Origin of the sequence: Agrobacterium sp. FDAARGOS_525 (genome assembly GCF_003938925.1) — a bacterium.
Taxonomy (GTDB): Bacteria; Pseudomonadota; Alphaproteobacteria; order Rhizobiales; family Rhizobiaceae; genus Agrobacterium; species Agrobacterium pusense.
Genome location: NZ_RKIU01000003.1, coordinates 483,751 through 504,576, shown reverse-complemented (window position 1 = coordinate 504,576; position 20,826 = coordinate 483,751). Strand labels below are relative to the sequence as shown.

Sequence of the window (20,826 nt, the reverse complement as noted above, 5' to 3'; positions counted from 1 at the left end):
GGAATCCGCGGCGACGATACCGGCGCATGTTCATAAATCGTGCCCGCTGTACAAAAATGAAAACCGGTAAAATTGTAGCAATCGGCTTAAAGCGGCTGAAAACAGTGTTGTGCCATTGTGGGATCACAGACAGAGAACGTCCCTTGAAAGAGATGCTTCACAACTAAATCGAGACCGGCACAAGCCGGCGGATCGCAAAACGGGGTATGAAAATGCTGAAGAAGATTATTGCTGCCGCCATCTGCGGAATTGCCGTTGCTTCCATGTCCAACCATGCCGACGCGGCTGGCGCTGCCGGTTTTGCCCGCGGTTTTGCCGCCGTCGAGAGGTCCGCCGTTACGCAGATTGGTGTTTCCGCACCTGATGGTTTCGATGGCTGCGTCCTTTCCGCAGGTCAATGCGTTTCGACCATCGCGGCGCCGCTGACGGCCGAGCGCCGTGAGGAACTGTTGCGCGTCAACCGCGATGTGAACACCACCATGGGCGCGCTCGACGATTATTTTTCCGGTCTCGCAACCGATCTTCCGGCAACGCCTTCTGCAAACCTTGGAGATTGCGGTGACTGCGCCGCGATCAAGCGCGCCGCCCTCGCCGGCGCTGGCTGGTCTTCCAGTGCGTTGCGCCTTGCCTTTTCGCTGAACAATGACGGATCGCTCGAAAAAGTGCTGATCGTCACCACCGATAAGGGCGATATCGTCCTTGGCAATGCCGCCCTTTCTCCGGTCGAGCGCGAAACCGCGCTTTAAACCCATCCTTTCATGCCTGCCAGACTGCGCCGGTTTTCTGACCCTGTGGGTTCAGGAAGCCGGCGATTTTTTTCGTTCCGCCACGGCAATGCCGGCCAGCGCCATGATGAGCGCTGCGATCTGGTAGGTGTGCAGGGTCTCACTGAGCACGACGACCGACAGCAACGTGCCGAAAACCGGCACCAGATTGATGAACAGGCCGGCGCGATTGGCGCCGATCTGTTCCACGCCCTTGATGTAGAGGATCTGTGCGATGAGCGACGCAAAAATGGCGGCATAGACCACCAGCACCCAGCCCTTCTGATCCGGCCAGACGACGCTGTCGCGCGACATTTCCCAGAAGACCAGCGGTACCGACGTAAGCAGTGCGAACAAGGCGGGGATGGCCATCAGTGTCCGCCAGTCGACCGTGGGTTTCCAGCGCAGGATCACCGTGTAGATGGCATAAACCAGCACGGCGAGCAGCATGACGGCGTCGCCGACATTCATTTCCAGTTGCAGCAGCGAGACCGGATCGCCATGCGAGGCGAGCAGCGCCACGCCTGCAATGGTCAGGCAGAAACCGGCGATCTGGCCGAGCAGCACCCGGGTACGGAACAGGATGAAGTTCAGAACAAAAATGACCATGGGAATGCCGGCCTGTATGACGGCGGCATTGATGGCCGAGGTGTGCTGCAGGGCCGTGTAGAGAAATACGTTGAAGGCCGTGTAACCGACGCTGCCGAGCACGAAGAAATAGGGCAGGCGTTTTTTCACCACCGGCCAGTCCTTGATCAACTGCGGCACTGAAATGGCAAAGATGATGGCGACGGCGAAGACCCAGCGCAGGAAGGTGAAGGCCATGGGGCTGATGTGGCCGACGGCGAGCTTGCCGGCAACAGTGTTGCCGCCCCAGCAGAGCGTGGCGATGATGAGGGCGATATAGGCTTTCGAAGGCACGCTGATGTTTCGCTTCTTCATAAGGGCGGGAAAACGGTGAGGGGTGAGCGGCGGCCTTGCACCCGCGCTTGGCGGCCCACGGGGCGAGATAATGCGGGAAATCCGCGGCTTGTCACGGAAAAAGCAAAATTCTCCATAAGAAACAGGGTCGCTTTCCGTAAAACAACACAGTATACATTCGCGGGTTTGGGTTTCCCATCGGGTTATCGGGCGTGCAAGCGCCATGAGCAGGAAAGCAAGAAATGACGAATGTTGTGGTGGTCGGCTCGCAATGGGGCGACGAAGGCAAAGGCAAGATTGTTGACTGGCTGTCCGAGCGGGCAGATGTCGTCGTGCGGTACCAGGGCGGTCACAATGCCGGCCACACGCTTGTCATTGATGGTGTCAGCTACAAGCTTTCGCTTCTGCCGTCCGGCGTCGTGCGTCCCGGCAAGCTCGCCGTCATCGGCAATGGCGTCGTCGTCGACCCGCATGCGCTGATCGCCGAAATCGGCCGTCTGGAAGCGCAGGGCGTCAAGGTTACCCCGGAAAACCTGCGTATCGCCGACAATGCCACGCTCATTCTGTCGCTGCACCGTGAACTGGATGGCATGCGCGAGGACGCCGCCTCCAACAGCGGCACCAAGATCGGCACCACACGCCGTGGCATCGGCCCGGCTTACGAAGACAAGGTTGGCCGCCGCGCTATCCGCGTTATGGATCTCGCCGACATGGAGGCGCTTTCCGCCAAGGTCGATCGTATCCTCACGCACCACAACGCGCTTCGTCGCGGCTTCGGTGCGGCCGAAGTCTCGCATGAAACGATCATGGAAGAGCTGGGTTCGATTGCCGAGCGCATCCTGCCGTTCAGCGAAACCGTGTGGCTGCTGCTCGACAAGAAGCGCCGCGCCGGTGCCCGCATCCTGTTTGAAGGTGCGCAGGGTTCGCTGCTCGATATCGACCACGGCACCTATCCCTATGTGACCTCTTCCAACACCGTAGCCGGCCAGGCCGCTGCCGGCTCGGGCATGGGTCCTGGTTCGCTGGGTTATATCCTCGGCATCACCAAGGCTTACACCACGCGCGTTGGCGAAGGCCCGTTCCCGACCGAACTCAATGACGAAATCGGTCAGTTCCTGGGTGAAAAGGGTCATGAATTCGGCACCGTCACGGGCCGCAAGCGCCGTTGCGGCTGGTTCGATGCCGCGCTGGTGCGCCAGTCGGTCGCCACCAACGGCATTACGGGCATTGCGCTCACCAAGCTCGACGTTCTCGACGGTCTGGATGAGCTGAAAATCTGCGTCGGCTACAAGCTTGACGGGCAGGAAATCGATCATCTTCCGGCCAGCCAGGGCGCGCAGGCGCGTGTGGAGCCGATCTACATCACGCTGGAAGGCTGGAAAGAATCTACCGTCGGTGCCCGAAAATGGGCGGATTTGCCTGCTCAGGCAATCAAATACGTCCGGCAGGTGGAGGAACTGATCGGGGCGCCGGTTGCGCTCCTGTCGACAAGTCCCGAGCGTGACGACACCATACTTGTGACTGATCCGTTTGAGGATTAATGTCCTCGGCGATCTAGATTCATAAACCATATCGGGCCGGTACGTCGCCGGTCACGACGAGAAAGTGCTTATGGCGGATTTTGTAGCAGTCATTCGCAAGGCCGTGGATGGCTTGGCGAACAATACTCCCGAAAACCGGGCGAAGGTTTACGACAAGGCGCGCAGTGCGGTTGTGCGCCAGCTCGAGAATATGAAGCCACGTCCGCCGGAAGAATTGTTGCGCCGGCAGATCGCCAAGCTGGACGCCGCCATTGCCGAGGTGGACAGCGAATATGCCGAGGCGCTTCCGGCGCTGGAGGAGGATGACGCGTTCTCCCCCGTCGCGGAAGACGCGGCTGCGCCTTACCACCAGCACGAAATCGAAGAAGACGACCGCGCGGCGCATGCCGCCGAGCCTGTTACGCACGAAGAGCAGGAGCAGGTTTATGAAGAGCCCGCCCCCGTCGAGGCCGACAAGCGCGAGCCGGTCTACGAAGAACAGGCCACCGAAGAAGAACCCGGCCGTGAAACGCCCGTAGCCGAGCGGGATGAGCAGGTTTACGCTGAGCCACACGAAGAGCCGCGCGTGGAACAGCATGGCGAAGCCGAGCCGGAAGAGCTTTATGAGGCGCCCACGCCCGTGGCGCCGGTATCGCCCGTCGCTTCCGACAAGGTGCATCAAACCTATTTCACCCGTGCGGAGGAAGAGCCGGCCTATCGTTCGGCCGACGAGCATGATCGTGAATTCGAAACCGCACCGCTCGCAGAGGATGCGTCCGTTCCGGCCCACTGGGCGCAGCCGGTGGATGAAGATGACTGGCGCAAGCTGGATGAGGCGCGGGACGAGGACCTGCGCGCGGCGGACGATTATGCCGACAGGCGCGCCGAGGCGGATGAGCATCCGCTCGTTGCCGATTATCCCGCGCATCATTATCAGGAACCGGAAGTGACGCTGGATCCCGAAAGGCGGGACGATGCGGATCAGCGGTTCGGCCAGACGCCGGCTTTCGGCGCCCGGGACGAGTTGTCCGAGCAGCGACAGAGCGAGGAGGCCACTCCGAAAAAGGCCGTCGTGGAAGATTTCTCGTCCTATTTTCAGGATGCGGATATCGCCATTCCCGCCAAAGACGCCCCCGTCCTGCCGCGTGCCGATAACGATCCCTTCGGCGATCAGGCGCAGGCGAAGGACAACAGGGAGCGTACGCCCTGGGATGATCTGGACGAGCTGATCGGTTACGACGGCGCGTCGTCCACCACCCGCCAGTCTTCGGATGAAACGCCCGGCCTCGGCGCGGCTGCGGCAACGCCTGCCTACATGGTCAAGAAGAAGCCGCGCCGCAACTATGCCTCCGTGGTGCTGGCACTTGTGGGCGTGGCGCTGCTTGCCGGCGGTGGTTATGCCTTCTGGCTGAACCGCGATGCGCTGAACGACATGGTCGGCGGGCTGGTCAATTCTGCCCAGAACGGTGGTACCCAGACATCTTCGCCGGAGACGGCGCAGACGCAGCCCACCACACCGCCCGCGACCCAGCAGCCGCCTGCGGCCGGCCAGCAGCAACCGACGGCCACACCAAACAACCACCCGAACCAGTCGCATGGCGATGATGGTTCGGTTACCGGCACAAAGTTCACCCAGCGGCTTCTGGCCGATGGCACCGAGCGTGACGAGGGCCAGGCACCGGGCGCGAACGGCCAGCCCGTCACGGCGGAAGGTCAGTCGGTCTACGAGCAGAATGTTGCGCCTCCGCCGGCAGGCGAAAGCCCGGCCGGCAATACAGGTGCACCTGCCGGCACACCGGCTGGCGCACCCGCCGGACAGCAACCTACTGCCGCGGCTTCCGGCGACCGCATGTTCCTTTATGAGGAAGTGCTGGGCCAGACGGTTCCGACCGCGATTCAGGGCAGCGTGTCCTGGTCGCTGCAGCAGGAAAATGATGCCGAAGGCAAGCCTTCGCCTACCGTGCAGGGGCAGATTACCGTTCCCGGCCGTGGCCTCAGCGCGCTGATCACCTTCAAACGCAACACCGATCCGTCGCTGCCGGCGAGCCATCTGATCGAAATCGTCTTCTCGGTTTCGCCCGGCTTTGAAGGCGGCGCGATCGACAGCGTCCAGCGTATTGCGATGAAGAGCACCGAGCAGGATCGCGGCAACGCGCTGATCGCCGTTCCGGCCAAGATCACCGACGATTTCCACATGATCGCGCTCAACGACTTCCCGGATGCGATGAAGACCAATCTGGAGCTTCTGAAGAGCCGCAACTGGATCGATATTCCGGTGTCCTACCGCAATGGCCGCCGTGCGCTGCTGACCCTGCAAAAGGGCAATGACGGCATCGCCGCTTTCGACAAGGCGCTCAGCGAATGGGCGGCATCAGCGCCGGCGACGGGCGGTCAATAAGGATTGAAAGGGCGGCTCAGGCCGCCCTTTTCGTTACATGGCTACGGCGGTGTCTTTGCTGTGTCAGGTGATGGGTTTCGGGGATGTTGGTGGGTGCGGCTCACCCCCCTCTGCCTGCCGGGCATCTCCCCCACAGGGAGGGAGATCGATATGCCGCGAGGTCTCGACCAACTCAACGGCCGAGGATAAAGCGGCGGTAGCGCGTCTTGCCGATCTCCCCGCCTCTGGGGGAGATGTCCGGCAGGGCAGAGGGGGTAAGTGGCATCCTCTGAAGCATCGATATTTTTCCTACCGGTTTTCCTGCAGCACACTCGCGGGTCGCAGGGGCAGACCATTTCCTATCGCCCGCCTTTTACCAACAAAAAATCCCCGGCCGAAGGCCGAGGATGATTCATGGTCAGCGCATTGGCGTCATGAGCGGGCTGTCTTACGCATCCACCACGCGCAGGGCGCGCGCCGCTTCCAGCGCTTCCTTCTGCACCGCTTCCTGCACCTTCTCAAAGGCGCGGACTTCGATCTGGCGCACGCGCTCGCGGCTGATGTCGAACTCGGACGAGAGTTCTTCCAGCGTCACCGGCTCCTCGGCAAGTCTGCGGGCCTCGAAGATTCGGCGTTCGCGGTCGTTCAGTACGCCCATGGCTTTCGCCAGCATGCGGCGGCGGGTTTCCAGTTCGTCCTGCTCGATCAGCACGTCTTCCTGGCTGTCATGGTCATCCACCAGCCAGTCCTGCCATTGGCCGGACTCGCCTTCGGACGCCTTGATCGGCGCATTCAGCGATGCATCGCCATGCAGGCGGCGGTTCATCGAGATGACTTCTTCTTCCGACACCTGCAGCTTCGTCGCGATTTCCTTGACATGCTCCGGTTTCAGGTCGCCATCGTCGATGGCCTGGATGCGGCCCTTCAGACGGCGCAGGTTGAAGAACAGACGCTTCTGGTTGGCAGTTGTGCCCATCTTCACCAGCGACCACGAGCGCAGGATATATTCCTGGATCGAGGCCTTGATCCACCACATGGCATAGGTGGCCAGACGGAAACCGCGTTCCGGATCGAATTTCTTCACCGCTTGCATCAGGCCGACATTGCCTTCGGAAACGACCTCGCCGATCGGCAGCCCGTAACCACGATAGCCCATGGCGATCTTGGCCACGAGACGCAGATGGCTGGTGACGAGCTTGTGCGCGGCGTCGCGGTCGCCATGCTCGGCATAACGCTTGCCAAGCATGTACTCTTCCTGCGGCTCCAGCATCGGGAATTTGCGGATTTCGTCGAGATATCTATTGAGACCGGCTTCGCCGGCTGTAATCGTAGGCAAACTATTGCGGGCCATAAAGCACCCCCTTATCTATGGTCTGGAACGGCACCCTCTTTGATCGGCAAATAATCCGCCGGAGGCGCGCCGTAAGCTGCGGGTCGTTACCGACCCCGCACGAACCCATGTGACAGATATGTACGCTCACGCCGCGTTTCAAGCGAACGCTGCGTTCACACATGCGTTATGTCGAGGCAACCCCTTCTTTGATCTGTTTAACTTTCGAGCGGTAAATTCGTTCCGAAAAACCGCCAAGGCCGGAGCGCACCATAAGCTCATACATCACCCGTCTGCGCATCGGATTGTGCAGACGCACCACCTTCGCGCCGAGGAACTGCGTCTCGACATGGGCAAGCGCCTGCAGGTCCGGATCGATGGCAATGGCCTGAGCATAGATTGAGTGAAATTCGCGGTGGCACACATAGGTCTTGTATTTCGTCATGCCGAAGCAGACGAGGCTGTGGCCGTGGGTGCGCAGGAAATCGGCGACACCCACCGTCACTTCCGGCCAGGCGGGGTTGAAGGTGTCATCGAAAACGATGATGCCGTGCGGCGCGATCACCTCCATGGCCAGTTTCGCATCGGCCAGCACGTGATGCAGGTGATGGCCACCATCGATACTGAAAAAGCGTGCCGGACCGATGCGGGACGTGATGTCGTCTGGTGTCAGCCGCGTGCTGTCACCCTTGATGATGAGGTCCCGATCCATTGTGAAACCCAGCCGGCGGCCGTTTTCCATCAGGCGTTCATACTGGTCGAGGCTGCCGTCTTGCGGCGGGTCCAGATCGAAAAGATCGACGCCCAGCACCTTTTCCTGGCTCTGCGCGAATTTGCGCAGCAGGAAATAGGAGCGACCGTAATAGACGCCGATTTCCGCGATGCCGCCACTAAGGGCGCTTTTCGTCTGCGCCTGCAGAAGTGCCTTGAAGACGAGCGCATCCGGCGGGTCGATGTAACCTTCGACGCTGCGCAGCTCCTGGAATATAAACCGGCGGTCTTTAATCGTCATGCGCACGCGATCCCGTCATCGTGCCGGCTCCGTTCAAGGCAGTTCGAACGTGCGGCGGTTCAAGGCTTTGCGAGGCAAAGGAGGTGCGAGGATTAAAGCGAAATTGGGGCGGTCTATGAAGAGGACCGTCGGCAGAATATCGCGTTCCGCTAATCTTTTTTTGTTATCCGAAGCTTCCGGCGAAATGTGCGGCGCAGTTTTTTGGAACTGCGCCAGGCGTTTTCAGGCACGCAATGCGGCGACCAAGGCTTCCATGTCTTCTGGAAGCTTGGTTTCGAACTCCATCACCTCGCCGGTGCGGGGGTGTTCGAAAGCGAGCAGATAGGCATGAAGTGCCTGGCGCGGAAAGCGCCCGACGATGCCCTTTGCCGGTTCTTCCAGAAGGTTCGCCTTGGTACGGAAAGCCGCGCCATATTCGGGATCGCCGATCAGCGGGTGGCCGATATGGGCCATGTGCACGCGGATCTGGTGGGTGCGGCCCGTTTCGAGACGGCATTCCACCATCGAGGCGAGACAGGTGGCGTCCGGCCGCTCGTGATAACGCTCGACTACCTCGTAATGGGTGATTGCCTCGCGGGCATCATCCGAATCCTCGTGCTTGACGGCGCGTTTGGTGCGGTCGACGCTGCGGCCAAGCGCTGCGTCGATGGTGCCACGCAGCGTGCGCGGGCGGCCCCAGACGACGGCCTTGTAGGCGCGTTCCAGCGGCCCGGTGCGGCCATGGTCGGCAAATTGTGCGGCCAGATGCCGGTGGGCGTTGTCGTTCTTCGCAACGACCATGACACCTGACGTTTCCTTGTCCAGCCGGTGTACGATGCCCGGGCGCTTGACGCCGCCAATGCCGGAGAGGCTGTCGCCGCAATGATGAATGAGGGCGTTGACCAGCGTTCCTGTCCAGTTGCCGGCGCCGGGATGCACGACGAGGCCGGCGGGCTTGACGAGCACGATCAGGTCTTCATCCTCATATTCCACGTTGAGGGGAATGTCCTCGCCCTTGGGTTCCGGGTCTTCCGGCTCGGGCATGACGATCTCGATACGGTCGCCGGAATGCACCTTCTTTTTCGGCTCGGTCACCGGCTTGCCGTTGAGGGAAACCGCGCCCTGTTCGATCAGCGCCTTCAGGCGGCTGCGGGAGAAGTCGCTGCCCACTTCGCCCGCCAGCCAGGAATCGAGGCGGCCTTCGGCGTCTTCCCCGGCAATCAGGACTTTCCTTGCGTCTCCGCCTTGTTTAAAGGGGTCGTTCATTCTTATTTTTCCGATCCATCAGCATTTCAGGGAACCCGATGACGCAGATCGAGCAAGACGAACAGGAAGACAAGCCGCTTGATCCGGCCATGGAAAAAGTTCGCCGCAAGATGATCCGTTTGCAGATCGTGTCGGGCTCCGTGATGTTTATCAGCCTTATGGCTGTCTTCGGTGCGGTTGTCTACAAGGCGATGGGGCCGTCGAAGGCCGTTCAGACGCAGACGGAAGCGCCGAACCTCGCCGTTCCCACTGGTAGTGGCCCGATGGCCGTCACCGCCAGCCTGCCGCAGGGCTTCACGATCGACAATGTCAGCTATTCCGGCGGTGACATGCTGTTTTACGGCCGGCTGGCCAACGGCACGCGCAAGGCGCTGGTCTTCAACGTCGCCAGCGGCCGGTTCCTGGCCGACGTGACTGTTGATGGCCAGTGAGGTCAATAACCTGCTGGATGGCCGGGCGCTGATTCCGGTCGATGACCCGGCCGATCCGCGCATTGCCGCCTTTCGCGATATTCGCGAGCGTGATCTCACCGGCCGGCAGGGGCGTTTCATCGCCGAAGGCACGGTGGTGCTGCGCATGCTGGCCGCCGCCCACAAGGCGGGTGGGGCCTTTGCGGCGGAGAGCATCCTGATCCTGCGCAACCGGCTTTCCGGCGTTGCGGATATTCTTTCCGATTTCCCCGAAGATGTGCCCGTTTATGTGGCCGAAGCGCCGGTGCTGGATGGTATCGTCGGTTTCCATTTGCATCGCGGCATTCTGGCGCTCGGGCGGCGGGTGCGCGATGACGGCCTGGAAGAGATGATTGCAGCGCTTCCCGCGTCGTCTCTGGTGCTCGTTGGCTGCGGCATTTCCAACCACGACAATCTCGGAGCGATGTTTCGCAACGCCGCAGCCTTTTATGCCGATGCGGTGCTGCTGGACGAGACGTGCTGTGACCCGCTCTATCGCAAGGCGCTGCGGGTTTCCGTGGGGTCGGTGCTGTCGGTCCCCTATCATCGCGGCGGCGGGGCAGTGGAGATGCTGGAGCGGCTCGCGGCAGCCGGTTTTGCGATCTGGAGCCTTTCGCCCGGTGGCGAGACCGAAATCCGCGATATTCCCCGCGCTGAACGCATGGCGCTCGTCATCGGCACGGAAGGTGAGGGGTTGCCGCAATCGGTGCTGTCGCGGTTTCATACGGCGCGGATTGCGCAGTCGCCGCAGCTGGATAGCTTGAATGCGGGGACGGCTTCGGGGCTGGCGCTTTATCAGATGGCGGGGGTGATCGGGCGGGTGTGAGGAGTGCTTAACGCCATCTTTGCGGATGAAGTTTACGCTTGCCTTGGTGGGTGGGGTTTACCCCCCTCTGTCCTGCCGGACATCTCCCCCACAAGGAGGGAGATCGGCAAGACGCGATATCGCCACTTCATTCTCTAACGTTGAGATGGGCAAAACCTTGCCGCATATCGATCTCCCCACCTGTGGGGGAGATGCCCGGCAGGGCAGAGGGGGGTGAAGCGGCATACACCGAGTACCTAACGCTTCCGCTTCTCCATCACCACCTTCGCCCGCTTCGCAAGGCTCTCCCGCCCCGATGAACCAGACGCCTTGGCCAGCAGCCCCGGAATAGGCGATGCCTCACCCTCCTGCGCCGCCGTGAGTGCGATCATTTCGGCGGCGATCCTCGCGATTTCGCGGCGGATGGGCTCGTCATTACCGGTACCACGCACATTCAACAGGCGCTCGGTGAGCGCGGTGCCCTGATTGCGGATATCCTCGATTTCCTGTTCCAGACCTTCCGGTGCCGATGCGCCCGGCTGTGCGCCCGGCTCCTCTGGCGGGGAGGCCGGGGCGGCATCCTCTGGGGCTACCGTCTGTTGTGCGTCCGTCTCGATGGTGGGCGCGGTTTCGAGCGTGGCGGCAGGGGCCGGCGCTGCGGCTTGCTGCCGCTCAACCGGCTTTTCGGCGGGAACAGCGGGGTTCGGCAGGCGGATGATCATGTCGTTGCTGCGGCCGCCGGTTGCGGCCAACTGTTCCTTGAGGCGCGCGACCTCCTGGTTGCGCAGGGTCAGCATCGTGTCGAGGTCGGCGTTTTTGGCGATGGTGCTGGCCAGTTGCTCCTCAAGCCTCGTCACCTTGCGGCTTTCGCGCGCCACGGCTTCCATCGCTTCCCGGTTGCGGCTGGCGATATCCTGAAGCTCGCGAGTGACGGTCTCGCCTTCCTTTCGGAAGCGTGTGGCGCTTTGTTTGGCCTGTTCGGCTTCGAGATCACGGGTGGCGGCGAGGATTTTCGAATCATCCAGTTCGCGCGTCAGGTTGGTGAGGCGGGCGGTGAGATCGGACATCTGGCTGGCGCGCTCATTGGCAGCCTGCTCCTGCTGCAGGAGGTTGGCCTGGATGATGCCGGCGCGCTCTTCGCTGGCGTCAAGTGCGGCGCGCAATTCGCCGATCTCCAGCGTCAGCTCTTCGATCTTCAGGGAAAAGCTGCGGTTCTGCTCGCCGAGGCGATAGGCATCGCTGGAAGCGGCCTCGTTGGCGAGGCGGAGCGAGGTGTTCTTTTCCCGCTCCGTTTCCAGTTCCTGGCGGACCTTGGCGTTTTCGGCGGCGTAGAGCGCACGCGCCATGTCCTTCTGGGCGCGGACTTCCTGCGGGCTGATGGGCATTGTCGCGCGTATGCGGTTTTCCGTATAAGCGACGATGCGGCGGTGGATCGCAGGTGCGATCAACAGGGCCAGCAGGGTTGCGGTGAGAAAACCCAATCCGAAGAGAATGGCATATTCGATCACGCTTTACAGTCTCCGAAACTCAGATACGCGCGCATTCGGAAAGAGGGGCGCGAAAACACGTTACGCTATTATTGCAACCGTGGGGAGGGGTTTCCCTTTGGCAATTCGTGGGCGGGACCTTGCCGCTTGTTTCTTCTCCCCGAGGGGGAGAAGTCCGCGGCAGCGGTATGAAGGGGCGAGGGTTATGAGATACGGCAAGGTTGCCCGCTCATCCGACCCTTCGGGCCACCTTCTCCCCGGCGGGGAGAAGAAAGCTGCCGCAATGCCTCATCCTATAGACCACCGTTAGCTCCGGTTAGACCTCAGCGAATCAGAAGGGGTTCCAGGTCGGCTGCTGGGTGAGCTTCAGGTAACCGACATTGATGCCGAGGCGTGCGCCGATGCCGGTGCGGATGGGGGCGAGCGTAACTTCGCTGCTTTTCAGATAGGTCATGCCGACGCCGGCGACGATGAAAGCGGAGCCGCTGACGCCGCCGTAACGGCGATAGAGCGAATCAACCGAGGGCAGATTGTAGACCAGCATCATGGCGCGGGTGCCCTGGCCGCCGTAATCGAGGCCGAGCGACGGCCCCTGCCAGAAGACGGGGTGCTGGCCGGCATTCTTGGTGTAAAGCGTGCCCTCGCCATAGGTGAGGCCGGCAACGAAGGCGCCGGAGCCCTCCTGGCCGAGAATGTAACCGTTCGGAAGACCGTATTGCTGGAAGGCGCGCTCCACCACCTTGGCAAGGCCGCCGGTGGTTTCGCCGAAGAATCCGTGGCCTGCATCCACGACTTCCTGGAAAGAATATTGATCGCTGTTCTGGGCCGCGGCCGGTGCGACCCATATCAGCAGGCTCGCGAGGAGCGCGACGATCTTTCCCAGTCCGAGGCGTGCAATGGTGCGGGTTTTCTTAAGGCGCATCGTCATGTCCGTCCGTCTGTTTCGTTAGCGCGTCGGTTCGAAAATCCGAATCGGTTTTTCGAAAGGGCCGACGCGCAGAGTCAAAGTTCTACAGCATGTTTCGCGCATCCTGACGGATACACGGGGCTCCAGTGTGGCCTGTTAAGGCATTTGGCATTTTGAAACCATCCTATTAACAATCGGTTTACCAAATATGGTGTCATTATGGCTTAACAATTTCCACACCGTCCGCGCCTCCCTTGCGCAGGAGAGAATTTTATGACCAGCAAACTCAATATCACGCTGTCCGGTCCCGATCTGGCGGCCCTTCTGTGCAGCCGTGTGTGCCATGATGTGATTTCGCCTGTCGGCGCCATCAATAACGGCCTCGAACTGCTGGACGAGGGCGGCACGGATGACGATGCGCTCGATCTCATCCGCACGTCAGCCCTTAACGCATCCGTGCGGCTGAAGTTCGCCCGCCTTGCTTTCGGTGCTTCCGGTTCCGCCGGCGCGTCGATCGATACCGGCGAGGCCGAAAAGGCCGCCAAGGATTTTGCAGAGGCCGAAAAGAAGGCGGAAGTCAGCTGGAACGGCCCGCGCGCCATCGTCGCCAAGAACCGCGTCAAGCTTCTGCTCAACCTCTTTCTCGTGGCCTATGGCGCGATACCGCGCGGTGGCAATGTGGATGTGCTGCTTGAAAACCCCGATGGCGACGCGAAGTTCGAAATCACCGTCAAGGGCCGGATGATGCGCGTGCCGGGCAAGTTCGTGGAAATCTACGAGGGCAGGCTGGAAGAGGCGGTCGACGCCCATTCCGTTCAGCCCTATTACACGCTGCTTCTGGCCGAGGAGGCCAATATGACGGTGGAATACAAGGTGCATGACGATCGTATCGTCTTCACGGCAAAGACGATCGCGGCGTGATCGTTTCAATGCGACAGTGATGCCATCAGGGGTCGGGCCGGTTTTGCCAGCGCCCGGCCCTTTTTCGTTTCCAGGGGAGGTCTCATGATTCGTGTCGAAACCGCGCGTCTTTGTCTTCGGCCGCATGCCATCGAGGACGAAGCGCGTTATTGCGCTTTCTGGAGCGCGGCCGTTCAACCCATTCCGGGGGTGAACTCAATAGCGCCGCTCGACCCCGAACTCGCTTTCGCGCGGCTTTTGCGTTTCATCGGCCACTGGTCCGTCTTCGGTTTCGGGCCCTTCGTGGTCGAGGAACTGTCCACGGGACGAATCGTCGGCGAGGTGGGTCTCGCCCATATGCGCCGCGGACATGGCGCGGATTTCGACACCGCACCGGAGGCCATGTGGAAGATCGACAGGGATCTGACGGGCAAGGGCGTGGCGAGCGAAGCCGTGCAGGCCGCGCTTGGCTGGTTCGACACGCAGGGCATATCGAACCGGATCGTGTGCATGATCGATCCGCTCAACGTACCCTCCCTCGCAATCGCCACCCGCTTCGGCTTCCGCCCTTTCCGGGAGACGACCTTCCGGGAAAGCCCCGTGCGGCTTTTCGAGCGGATCAGGACACCCTAACTCCACGATGTCCAAAGCACGGACAAAGGGCTTTGACTCATAGTAGTGGAGGCAACCGCCGAGAGCGGCTGGCACGACTACTTCGATACGGTGAATACGGGCGGGGAGGGTGTCGGCATGACAGGCCATCTCCAGCAGCTTGCAGCGATCTGATCCGTCACGTGAACCTGGCCGTTGCCGCGACGGCCTCGATCACGATCGAGCACGACGACGAGCGCGTTCAAGGTCTCTCCAGCAATCGGATAAGCCAATCTTTTCTCCGTCCAGACCAACGGAGAGACAAACATGCGCATACTGGCACTAGCTGCAATGCTCCTTTTCGCGCTGACCGCAAGCGTGACCGCCAAAGAGGCCGTAGGTTTCAAACAGATTGAGTTGCCGGCTGATCAAGGCGGAAAAACTCTCGCAGTTTCAATGTGGTATCCAACCACGTCTTCCGGGAAAGCGGAGACTGTCGGCGAGAACGCCATATTTTTCGGGCTTGATGTTCTCCGGGACGCCTCCCGTGCCCCGGGTTCTCACCCGCTTGTGCTGCTGTCTCATGGTTACGGCGGCAGCTGGCGCAACCTCAACTGGCTTGCGGGTGAACTGGTGCATGATGGTTATGTCGTCGCCGCACCCGATCATGCTGGCGAAGATTTCGAGGCGTAGAAGGGAAACGAGGTGGTGGCACTTTGGGAAAGGCCACGCGCCATCAGTACGGTCCTGACAGCGCTCCTCAAAGATGAGGCGCTTGCCGGGCGCATCGACAGTCGGCGCATCGCAGTCATCGGCCATTCGCTCGGCGGCTGGACCGCAATGGAACTCGCAGGCGCAAGATATAGTGCCGATCTGGCTCTTGAAGGTTGCGATGTGACGCCGCTGCCGCCGCAATGCAAAGCCAACCGGCTCTTAAGCAAGGTGGGAATTATTGGTGGTGGAAAGGCCGATCCGCGCCTCTCAATGAGTAGGTATGATAACCGTATTCGCGCTGTCGTTTCGCTTGATCTGGGCCCGGCTGCGGGCTTTCTGCCTGAGACGTTGCGACAGGTGGACGTTCCGGTTCTGGTGATGGCCGCTGGCGTGGAAACGCCGGAGATTGCGGCGATCAAAGCCGATTCAGACCGTGTCGCCGCTCTTCTGCCAAAGGCGACGACCACCTATCATGTGATACCGGACGCCACCCATTTGAGTTTCATGCAGATATGCAAGGAAGATGGCGAAAAACGCCTGCTGGAAGAATCGCCCGATGAAGCATTCATATGCCGCAGCGGTGGCGGAAGAGACAGGGCGGCACTGCATCAGGAGATCCGTGGTGCAGTCACGACCTTTCTGCGTGACGCTTTAAAATAAAGACGGGCCGCATAAATGCGGCTCTATCGATCACGTCCTTGCATGCCGATCCCTTCGCACATCATGGCGATAGACCAGATCGGACGGCAGCGGGCGCGGCGCGGCAGTGTCCAGCACCCCGCCGATTCGCTCCGCAACGGCGGCGGATTGGCGGTTGCCTGCGCCGACATAGCTGACGAGGGTTGGAAGCTTCAGCGTATCGAAGGCCCAGTCCCGCAGCGCCGTTGCGGCTTCCGCAGCATAACCCCTGCCTTCATGACCGTCGTAAAGCAGCCAGCCCAGTTCCTTCTCGGGATAGAGGGGGCCGTGATTGATGCCGACCTGACCGATGCATTCGCCGCTCTCGGCGAGATCTATCATCAGCGCGCCGTGACCGAAGAACGACCACAATGCCCTGTCCTGACAGAACATGGCCCATGCGGCGGCAAGATCATGCGGTCCGGCGACGCCGGTGGAGCGCGGTGACGCCATGAAATCACGATAGGCCGGGAAATCCTCCAGTCGCGGTGGGCGAAGGTTAAGGCGATTTGTCACGAGGGTGGGGATTGTGTCCGTCATTTTTTGTCCTCTGGCGCCTCCGCCTGAGCGGGACGCCGTTGCCGACCTGCCGCGACCCGCAGTCAACAAAAAACCCGCCGTTTCCAGCGGGTCTTTCAAAACAGCCCTGTTCCAGCAGGAATCAGGCGGTTTCGAGATATTCAGTCGAGCCATCCGGCTCGCGCAGAACATAACCGCGGCCCCAGACGGTTTCGATGTAGTTCGCGCCGCCGGCGGCGTTTGCCAGCTTCTTGCGCAGCTTGCAGATGAAGACGTCGATGATCTTCAGTTCCGGCTCGTCCATGCCGCCATAAAGGTGGTTCAGGAACATTTCCTTGGTCAGCGTCGTGCCCTTGCGCAGCGAAAGCAGCTCAAGCATCTGATATTCCTTGCCGGTCAGGTGAACGCGCTGGCCGCCCACTTCAACCGTCTTGGCATCGAGATTGACGATCAGCTCGCCGGTGGAGATGACCGACTGCGCATGGCCCTTGGAACGGCGGACGATTGCGTGAATGCGGGCAACAAGCTCGTCCTTGTGGAACGGCTTCGTCATGTAATCGTCTGCGCCAAAGCCGAGGCCGCGAACCTTGTCCTCAATGCCGGCCATGCCGGACAGGATGAGGATCGGCGTCTTGACCTTGGAAAGCCGAAGCGTTCTCAGCACCTCGTAACCCGACATGTCGGGGAGGTTAAGGTCGAGAAGAATAATGTCGTAGTCGTAAAGCTTGCCAAGGTCCACGCCTTCCTCACCGAGGTCGGTCGTGTAAACGTTAAAGCTTTCCGACTTCAGCATCAGTTCAATGCTCTGCGCTGTCGCGCTGTCGTCTTCAATCAGTAGAACCCGCATAATTATCCCCTTTGCCGCCCGCGAACCGGTAAAACATTGCCTCGCGCGATGCGGATCCAGACGTTGCCTGATTTGCAGGCTGCCACCAAATGGTTAACAAATTCTAATTGCCTTTGGCAAGGTGTATCGAATTTATTAAGCAAACTAGGCATTTCGCTGTTTTTGCACGTGAATCCACCATCGCCAAAATTGAAGCTTAACGTGAGGATTTCCCGCTAAGTGATTCAATCGACTCTTACATCGTCTGGCCCATTTTTTTGGACCTGGCATTTACCGACCCTTAAATGATCGTGTTTATCATTAACGATGCCCGTAAACGAAAGGTTAACGGCGGCGGTTTTTTATTAACGCCGGGTAACTTTCGGGAATCATTCCGGCACAACGGGTTAACCCGGCCGGTTGAAAGGGCGGGTTAAACGGGCCGGTCGAGGGGGCATAGTGCCCTTTTTGATCCGGGTCTCGCTATCCATGGAGTATTGCGTATGAAGTCGCGTGACAGCCTGGTTCGCCTGAAGGAATTTCAGGTCAATGAAAAACGCAGGCAGCTTAACCAGCTGCAGCAGATGATGTCCGAATTCGAGCGGATGGCAAAGGAACTGGTGCATCAGATCTCTCTGGAAGAGAGCAAGTCGGGCATTACCGATCCGACGCATTTCGCCTATCCGACCTTCGCCAAGGCCGCGCGCCAGCGGGCGGATAATCTTCAGGTTTCCATCCGGGAACTGAAGGCCCAGCAGGAGGCCGCCGAGGCATCGCTGGAAGAGGTGCAGGCCGAATATGAAAAGGCCGCCGCACTGGAAAACCGCGACGGAGCCATCCGCGCCCGCGCCTGACAGGTGGCGCAGAACTGACGAACCTCGTCCTCATTGACGGCTGCCGGTGGATCAGGAGGCGGCTTTCAATGACGGGACGACATGCTTTTTTTCGAAAGGCCGCTCCACCAGGGCGGCCTTTTGCCTTGCTGCTTCGCCAGCGCGCCACGACGGGGCGGCCGCCCCGATTTCGATTGTCCGGACATGCGGAAAGGCGTATTTTACAGGGGTTCCGACCGTGAGCCGGAGGCTTTTACGCGCACGCACCCGTGCGGGTGCGGGCGGCCATTGCAGGGAGGAAAAAATGGCCGGCCAATATATCGATTGCCGTGAATTTCCCAGTGACAGCAGATGCACCGTTGCCATTTCGGCCGATTCCCAGGAGGAGCTGATGGAGGCGGCCGTGCAGCATGCCGTGGCCGTGCACGGCGCAAAGGATACGCTCGAATTTCGGGAAGAGGTCCGCCGGAGCATGCATGCCGGGACCCCACCGTTGAAGGTGGCGTGACACGCATTTATGAAATGACGCGATATTTGCAACGGCTGTGAGGGATTAAGCGTAAGCCGCTTTTTTCTTCTCCCCGCCGGGGAGAAGTTCGCGGCAGCGGGACGAGGGGGCAAGTTCTCCGCATATTACTGGCGTTTCCCCCTCATCCGACCCTTCGGGCTACCTTCTCCCCGGCGGGGAGAAGAAATATGCCGCGACGCTTGCGACTTCTGCCCTCAGACAGATGATAAAGCGCCCTTAGCCCTGGATAACATCGGCCCAGTCTGGATGGCGCAGGGTCTGGGCCTTGAAGAAGGGGCAGAGCGGAATGATCTTCCAGCCGCCCTTGCGGGCTTCATCGATGGCGTGGGCGGCAAGTGCCTGGCCGACGCCTTTGCCGCGAAGCGCATCGGGCACGCCGGTATGATCGATGATGATGAGGGAAGGGGAGGTGCGGGAATAGGTCATTTCCGCCGTATGGCCGTCGACGGTTGCGAGATATTCGCCGCGCGATCCGGTTTCGGTTGTCTTGATATCCATTATCTCTGCCTTCCCATTGCTGTTCGTATCTCCACTGTAGCGGCTTGCGCCCGAATTGAAACAGCGGGATAGCGAACGCAGCGGACACAAACCGGTGACAATCTCTCACCGTCAGCAGGCATGGTTCTGAATGAAAAATCCGAAATCAAACCGAAAGCCCCGTCGATAAACTGACGGGGCGTTTTGAAAATCCGGCGTTGGGCGCCTTTGGCGCGCCGGCGCACTTTCTCAGTGGCGGTATTGCTGAATGCGCGTGGTGCGCAGGCCGGCAAGGCCATGATCGGCAATCGAGGACTGCCAGGACAGGAATTCTTCAACGGTGAGCGTATAACGCTCGCAGGCCTCTTCGAGGCTCAACAGTCCACCGCGCACGGCGGCAACAACCTCTGCCTTTCTGCGAATGACCCAGCGCCGGGTATTGGCAGGCGGAAGATCCGCAATCGTCAGAGGGCTGCCATCGGGGCCGATGACATATTTAACTCGTGGGCGTATCATTTCGGTCATTGGACACTCTATACAAACTCAAGACCATATGACGGGAACTTTAGCCCCGTACCTTTAAAAATTGCCTAAGCAGCTCGTGACAATTTATTAAGAATTTGAACGGTTTCGCCTGATTTGTTCGAGTCGCCTTATTTTGTCGGGGAAAAATTTTTCCAAAAATCGCAATTTTTCTCTCTCATCGGTTGTCCAGATCAGATCCATGCAAGCGAAAGGCAGGTTTTGCCGTTGCCCTGGGTCAATTCCACCGTTCCCTCATGGTGCAGCCGCAGGCGGTCGCCGGCACCGAGGCGAAGGAAGGCGGTTGCCGACTGCGACGCGCCTGAGTCTGACACATTGCCCGCGATGTCGAAATCGGCCGCCGTGCCGTTGATCAACAGCGTGACCCGGTGGCCGGAAGACGAGACCACAGCAAGCGTCAATATGGCCAGATAGAGGCCTTTCGCTGGCACCACCAGGTCGCGCCCACCATCACTTGCCGCATCACCGAGCGCAAAGCCGCCCTCAGCGAGGGAGAGCACGGAAAAACCGGCGGCAGAGCCATTGGCCGGCTTCGTCGTGCCCGCCGGCAGGCCAGCGACGGCGAGCGGGCGGTTGGGCATCGAGACGCGACCATCGCCGCTGCAGACTATGGCGGTGTGCCATGAGGCGCCGTCCGTGCTGGCCTTGATCGAAAACCCGTCATTCCCCGCCAGGCCCATCTCTGCGCGGCCGCTCCAGCCGGATTGGAACAGCAATGAGGCTGTATCGGCCCGGCCCGCCTTGTTGATCGTCATGCGGTGGCTGCCGTCATCCTGCGCGTGGGTGAAAAGGCTGGCGGGGGAGGCGAGCGCCAGCCGGTTGACGGCGTCGGCCTCCGTGCCGATTCCCATGCTTTCCAGCCGGCCGGTGGCCGGCAGTGGCAGGTCACGCCAGCCGCCGTCGCGCAGGACGCGATATCTGCTTTCGGCCGCAAACCATGCCGTCCAGCCGGGCTGCGGTGTGATCGAGAGCCACGCGCCATCCTGCCGGAAGGCGAGCCTGCCGCCCTTGCCGGCCCAATCGCCGGTAGCGTCGGCGGAGAGGAGGAAACAATCTCCCTCGGCGGCGTTTTCGGGCGGTGCGGCAACCACAGCCTTGACGACCAGCTGCACGATCGCGTCGAGCCGTTGCAGCGCCTCGTTGTGGGTGACGTGTTTCTGCGCCTGCGAGGGGAGGATATAGGGAAGCTGAAGTCTCGCCGTCTGTTCGGTCATGATGTGCCTTCCGCGCTGCGGTGTTTCGTTGCGGGGGCATTGTGAGGTGGTGGCGTGGGGTGGGGATGAGCGGGGGTGGATTATTTTTTTGGGGGCCTTGGTGTGTGTGGCTTTACCCCTCTCTGCCCTGCCGGGCATCTCCCCCTCAAGGGGGGAGATCAGCAGGAAGCGCTACCGCCACTTCA

General features: G+C 60.6%; 23 protein-coding genes. 12 read left to right on the top strand and 11 right to left on the bottom strand.

Annotated elements, in window-relative coordinates:
- Nucleotides 1-212: 212 nt before the first annotated feature.
- Nucleotides 213-746, top strand: coding sequence for a transglutaminase-like cysteine peptidase (locus EGT36_RS03735; RefSeq protein WP_037091951.1), 534 nt, complete (start codon nucleotides 213-215; stop codon nucleotides 744-746).
- Nucleotides 747-797: 51 nt separating this feature from the next.
- Here the strand turns inward: EGT36_RS03735 and EGT36_RS03730 are convergent, their stop codons facing one another.
- Nucleotides 798-1,685 (bottom strand): DMT family transporter, encoded by an 888-nt coding sequence (locus tag EGT36_RS03730; RefSeq protein ID WP_037091950.1) that lies wholly within the window; start codon nucleotides 1,683-1,685, stop codon nucleotides 798-800.
- A 242-nt stretch (nucleotides 1,686-1,927) separates the two neighbouring features.
- Here EGT36_RS03730 and EGT36_RS03725 point away from each other — a divergent pair, with 242 nt between their 5' ends.
- Together EGT36_RS03725 and EGT36_RS03720 are read left to right on the top strand one after the other, a co-directional pair.
- A complete protein-coding gene (locus tag EGT36_RS03725) occupies nucleotides 1,928-3,226 on the top strand; it encodes an adenylosuccinate synthase (protein WP_004443399.1) in 1,299 nt (432 codons plus the stop codon).
- A gap of 70 nt (nucleotides 3,227-3,296) precedes the next feature.
- Nucleotides 3,297-5,603, top strand: a complete 2,307-nt coding sequence (locus EGT36_RS03720; RefSeq protein ID WP_037091838.1) for a hypothetical protein — start codon at nucleotides 3,297-3,299, stop codon at nucleotides 5,601-5,603.
- Nucleotides 5,604-6,030: 427 nt separating this feature from the next.
- Here the strand turns inward: EGT36_RS03720 and rpoH are convergent, their stop codons facing one another.
- The 3 genes from rpoH to EGT36_RS03700 all read right to left on the bottom strand — a co-directional run bounded on the left by rpoH (nucleotide 6,031) and on the right by EGT36_RS03700 (nucleotide 9,169).
- Nucleotides 6,031-6,933: an RNA polymerase sigma factor RpoH gene (gene rpoH / locus EGT36_RS03710; protein WP_004443393.1), complete on the bottom strand. Its 903-nt coding sequence runs from the start codon at nucleotides 6,931-6,933 to the stop codon at nucleotides 6,031-6,033.
- A gap of 166 nt (nucleotides 6,934-7,099) precedes the next feature.
- Nucleotides 7,100-7,924, bottom strand: a complete 825-nt coding sequence (locus tag EGT36_RS03705) for a class I SAM-dependent methyltransferase (RefSeq protein WP_037091834.1) — start codon at nucleotides 7,922-7,924, stop codon at nucleotides 7,100-7,102.
- Nucleotides 7,925-8,146: 222 nt separating this feature from the next.
- Entirely contained in the window at nucleotides 8,147-9,169 is a 1,023-nt protein-coding gene (locus EGT36_RS03700; protein ID WP_037091833.1) for an RluA family pseudouridine synthase, read from the bottom strand.
- A gap of 38 nt (nucleotides 9,170-9,207) precedes the next feature.
- On the opposite strand from EGT36_RS03700, the gene EGT36_RS03695 reads away from it, so the two are divergent.
- Entirely contained in the window at nucleotides 9,208-9,600 is a 393-nt protein-coding gene (locus EGT36_RS03695; protein WP_004443384.1) for a hypothetical protein, read from the top strand.
- A complete protein-coding gene (locus EGT36_RS03690; protein WP_037091832.1) occupies nucleotides 9,590-10,444 on the top strand; it encodes a TrmH family RNA methyltransferase in 855 nt (284 codons plus the stop codon). Before EGT36_RS03695 ends, EGT36_RS03690 begins: the two co-directional genes overlap by 11 nt.
- 236 nt (nucleotides 10,445-10,680) lie before the next feature.
- Here EGT36_RS03690 and EGT36_RS03680 read toward each other — a convergent pair whose 3' ends face one another.
- Nucleotides 10,681-11,931, bottom strand: a complete 1,251-nt coding sequence (locus tag EGT36_RS03680) for a coiled-coil domain-containing protein (RefSeq protein ID WP_004443381.1) — start codon at nucleotides 11,929-11,931, stop codon at nucleotides 10,681-10,683.
- A 310-nt stretch (nucleotides 11,932-12,241) separates the two neighbouring features.
- Nucleotides 12,242-12,838 carry a DUF1134 domain-containing protein gene (locus tag EGT36_RS03675; RefSeq protein WP_004443378.1) on the bottom strand — a complete coding sequence of 199 codons (597 nt, stop codon included), beginning with the start codon at nucleotides 12,836-12,838 and terminating at the stop codon, nucleotides 12,242-12,244.
- A gap of 252 nt (nucleotides 12,839-13,090) precedes the next feature.
- Here EGT36_RS03675 and chpT point away from each other — a divergent pair, with 252 nt between their 5' ends.
- The 5 genes from chpT (at nucleotide 13,091) to EGT36_RS30930 (ending at nucleotide 15,682) form a co-directional block, all read left to right on the top strand.
- Nucleotides 13,091-13,738 carry a histidine phosphotransferase ChpT gene (gene chpT, locus EGT36_RS03670; protein WP_004443377.1) on the top strand — a complete coding sequence of 216 codons (648 nt, stop codon included), beginning with the start codon at nucleotides 13,091-13,093 and terminating at the stop codon, nucleotides 13,736-13,738.
- An 84-nt stretch (nucleotides 13,739-13,822) separates the two neighbouring features.
- A complete protein-coding gene (locus EGT36_RS03665) occupies nucleotides 13,823-14,350 on the top strand; it encodes a GNAT family N-acetyltransferase (protein WP_006700334.1) in 528 nt (175 codons plus the stop codon).
- Nucleotides 14,351-14,395: 45 nt separating this feature from the next.
- Entirely contained in the window at nucleotides 14,396-14,503 is a 108-nt protein-coding gene (locus tag EGT36_RS31305) for a DUF6616 family protein (RefSeq protein WP_341769867.1), read from the top strand.
- Nucleotides 14,504-14,635: 132 nt separating this feature from the next.
- The gene (locus EGT36_RS30935; protein ID WP_286083520.1) at nucleotides 14,636-15,001 is read left to right on the top strand and encodes an alpha/beta hydrolase family protein; all 366 of its coding nucleotides are present in this window, start codon (nucleotides 14,636-14,638) and stop codon (nucleotides 14,999-15,001) included.
- Nucleotides 15,002-15,016: 15 nt separating this feature from the next.
- Nucleotides 15,017-15,682, top strand: coding sequence for an alpha/beta hydrolase family protein (locus tag EGT36_RS30930; RefSeq protein WP_286083519.1), 666 nt, complete (start codon nucleotides 15,017-15,019; stop codon nucleotides 15,680-15,682).
- 30 nt (nucleotides 15,683-15,712) lie between these two features.
- On the opposite strand, the gene EGT36_RS03655 is transcribed toward EGT36_RS30930, so the two are convergent.
- Nucleotides 15,713-16,240, bottom strand: a complete 528-nt coding sequence (locus EGT36_RS03655) for a GNAT family N-acetyltransferase (protein ID WP_037091827.1) — start codon at nucleotides 16,238-16,240, stop codon at nucleotides 15,713-15,715.
- Nucleotides 16,241-16,361: 121 nt separating this feature from the next.
- Nucleotides 16,362-17,066: a response regulator transcription factor CtrA gene (gene ctrA / locus EGT36_RS03650; RefSeq protein WP_004443365.1), complete on the bottom strand. Its 705-nt coding sequence runs from the start codon at nucleotides 17,064-17,066 to the stop codon at nucleotides 16,362-16,364.
- 482 nt (nucleotides 17,067-17,548) lie between these two features.
- Between ctrA and EGT36_RS03645 the strand changes: the two genes are divergently transcribed.
- Both EGT36_RS03645 and EGT36_RS03640 read left to right on the top strand, forming a co-directional pair.
- Nucleotides 17,549-17,899, top strand: coding sequence for a flagellar export protein FliJ (locus EGT36_RS03645; RefSeq protein WP_003491821.1), 351 nt, complete (start codon nucleotides 17,549-17,551; stop codon nucleotides 17,897-17,899).
- 283 nt (nucleotides 17,900-18,182) lie between these two features.
- Entirely contained in the window at nucleotides 18,183-18,386 is a 204-nt protein-coding gene (locus EGT36_RS03640) for a DUF1059 domain-containing protein (protein ID WP_172965621.1), read from the top strand.
- A 237-nt stretch (nucleotides 18,387-18,623) separates the two neighbouring features.
- On the opposite strand, the gene EGT36_RS03635 is transcribed toward EGT36_RS03640, so the two are convergent.
- The 3 genes from EGT36_RS03635 to EGT36_RS03625 all read right to left on the bottom strand — a co-directional run bounded on the left by EGT36_RS03635 (nucleotide 18,624) and on the right by EGT36_RS03625 (nucleotide 20,641).
- On the bottom strand, nucleotides 18,624-18,905 hold the full coding sequence (locus EGT36_RS03635) for a GNAT family N-acetyltransferase (RefSeq protein WP_004443362.1): 282 nt from the start codon (nucleotides 18,903-18,905) through the stop codon (nucleotides 18,624-18,626).
- Nucleotides 18,906-19,133: 228 nt separating this feature from the next.
- Nucleotides 19,134-19,409 (bottom strand): CtrA inhibitor SciP, encoded by a 276-nt coding sequence (gene sciP / locus EGT36_RS03630; RefSeq protein WP_003491799.1) that lies wholly within the window; start codon nucleotides 19,407-19,409, stop codon nucleotides 19,134-19,136.
- 191 nt (nucleotides 19,410-19,600) lie between these two features.
- The gene (locus EGT36_RS03625; protein ID WP_037091821.1) at nucleotides 19,601-20,641 is read right to left on the bottom strand and encodes a DUF2793 domain-containing protein; all 1,041 of its coding nucleotides are present in this window, start codon (nucleotides 20,639-20,641) and stop codon (nucleotides 19,601-19,603) included.
- Between the last annotated feature and the right edge of the window lie 185 nt (nucleotides 20,642-20,826).

What these genes read in the sequence shown, in the direction of transcription:
- EGT36_RS03735 (WP_037091951.1), top strand. Translation starts at nt 213, where the DNA reads ATGCTGAAGAAGATTATTGCTGCCGCCATCTGCGGAATTGCCGTTGCT.
- EGT36_RS03725 (WP_004443399.1), top strand. Translation starts at nt 1,928, where the DNA reads ATGACGAATGTTGTGGTGGTCGGCTCGCAATGGGGCGACGAAGGCAAA.
- EGT36_RS03720 (WP_037091838.1), top strand. Translation starts at nt 3,297, where the DNA reads ATGGCGGATTTTGTAGCAGTCATTCGCAAGGCCGTGGATGGCTTGGCG.
- rpoH (WP_004443393.1), bottom strand. Translation starts at nt 6,933, where the DNA reads ATGGCCCGCAATAGTTTGCCTACGATTACAGCCGGCGAAGCCGGTCTC.
- EGT36_RS03705 (WP_037091834.1), bottom strand. Translation starts at nt 7,924, where the DNA reads ATGACGATTAAAGACCGCCGGTTTATATTCCAGGAGCTGCGCAGCGTC.
- EGT36_RS03700 (WP_037091833.1), bottom strand. Translation starts at nt 9,169, where the DNA reads ATGAACGACCCCTTTAAACAAGGCGGAGACGCAAGGAAAGTCCTGATT.
- EGT36_RS03695 (WP_004443384.1), top strand. Translation starts at nt 9,208, where the DNA reads ATGACGCAGATCGAGCAAGACGAACAGGAAGACAAGCCGCTTGATCCG.
- EGT36_RS03690 (WP_037091832.1), top strand. Translation starts at nt 9,590, where the DNA reads ATGGCCAGTGAGGTCAATAACCTGCTGGATGGCCGGGCGCTGATTCCG.
- EGT36_RS03675 (WP_004443378.1), bottom strand. Translation starts at nt 12,838, where the DNA reads ATGACGATGCGCCTTAAGAAAACCCGCACCATTGCACGCCTCGGACTG.
- chpT (WP_004443377.1), top strand. Translation starts at nt 13,091, where the DNA reads ATGACCAGCAAACTCAATATCACGCTGTCCGGTCCCGATCTGGCGGCC.
- EGT36_RS03665 (WP_006700334.1), top strand. Translation starts at nt 13,823, where the DNA reads ATGATTCGTGTCGAAACCGCGCGTCTTTGTCTTCGGCCGCATGCCATC.
- EGT36_RS30935 (WP_286083520.1), top strand. Translation starts at nt 14,636, where the DNA reads ATGCGCATACTGGCACTAGCTGCAATGCTCCTTTTCGCGCTGACCGCA.
- EGT36_RS03655 (WP_037091827.1), bottom strand. Translation starts at nt 16,240, where the DNA reads ATGACGGACACAATCCCCACCCTCGTGACAAATCGCCTTAACCTTCGC.
- ctrA (WP_004443365.1), bottom strand. Translation starts at nt 17,066, where the DNA reads ATGCGGGTTCTACTGATTGAAGACGACAGCGCGACAGCGCAGAGCATT.
- EGT36_RS03645 (WP_003491821.1), top strand. Translation starts at nt 17,549, where the DNA reads ATGAAGTCGCGTGACAGCCTGGTTCGCCTGAAGGAATTTCAGGTCAAT.
- EGT36_RS03640 (WP_172965621.1), top strand. Translation starts at nt 18,183, where the DNA reads ATGGCCGGCCAATATATCGATTGCCGTGAATTTCCCAGTGACAGCAGA.
- EGT36_RS03635 (WP_004443362.1), bottom strand. Translation starts at nt 18,905, where the DNA reads ATGGATATCAAGACAACCGAAACCGGATCGCGCGGCGAATATCTCGCA.
- sciP (WP_003491799.1), bottom strand. Translation starts at nt 19,409, where the DNA reads ATGACCGAAATGATACGCCCACGAGTTAAATATGTCATCGGCCCCGAT.
- EGT36_RS03625 (WP_037091821.1), bottom strand. Translation starts at nt 20,641, where the DNA reads ATGACCGAACAGACGGCGAGACTTCAGCTTCCCTATATCCTCCCCTCG.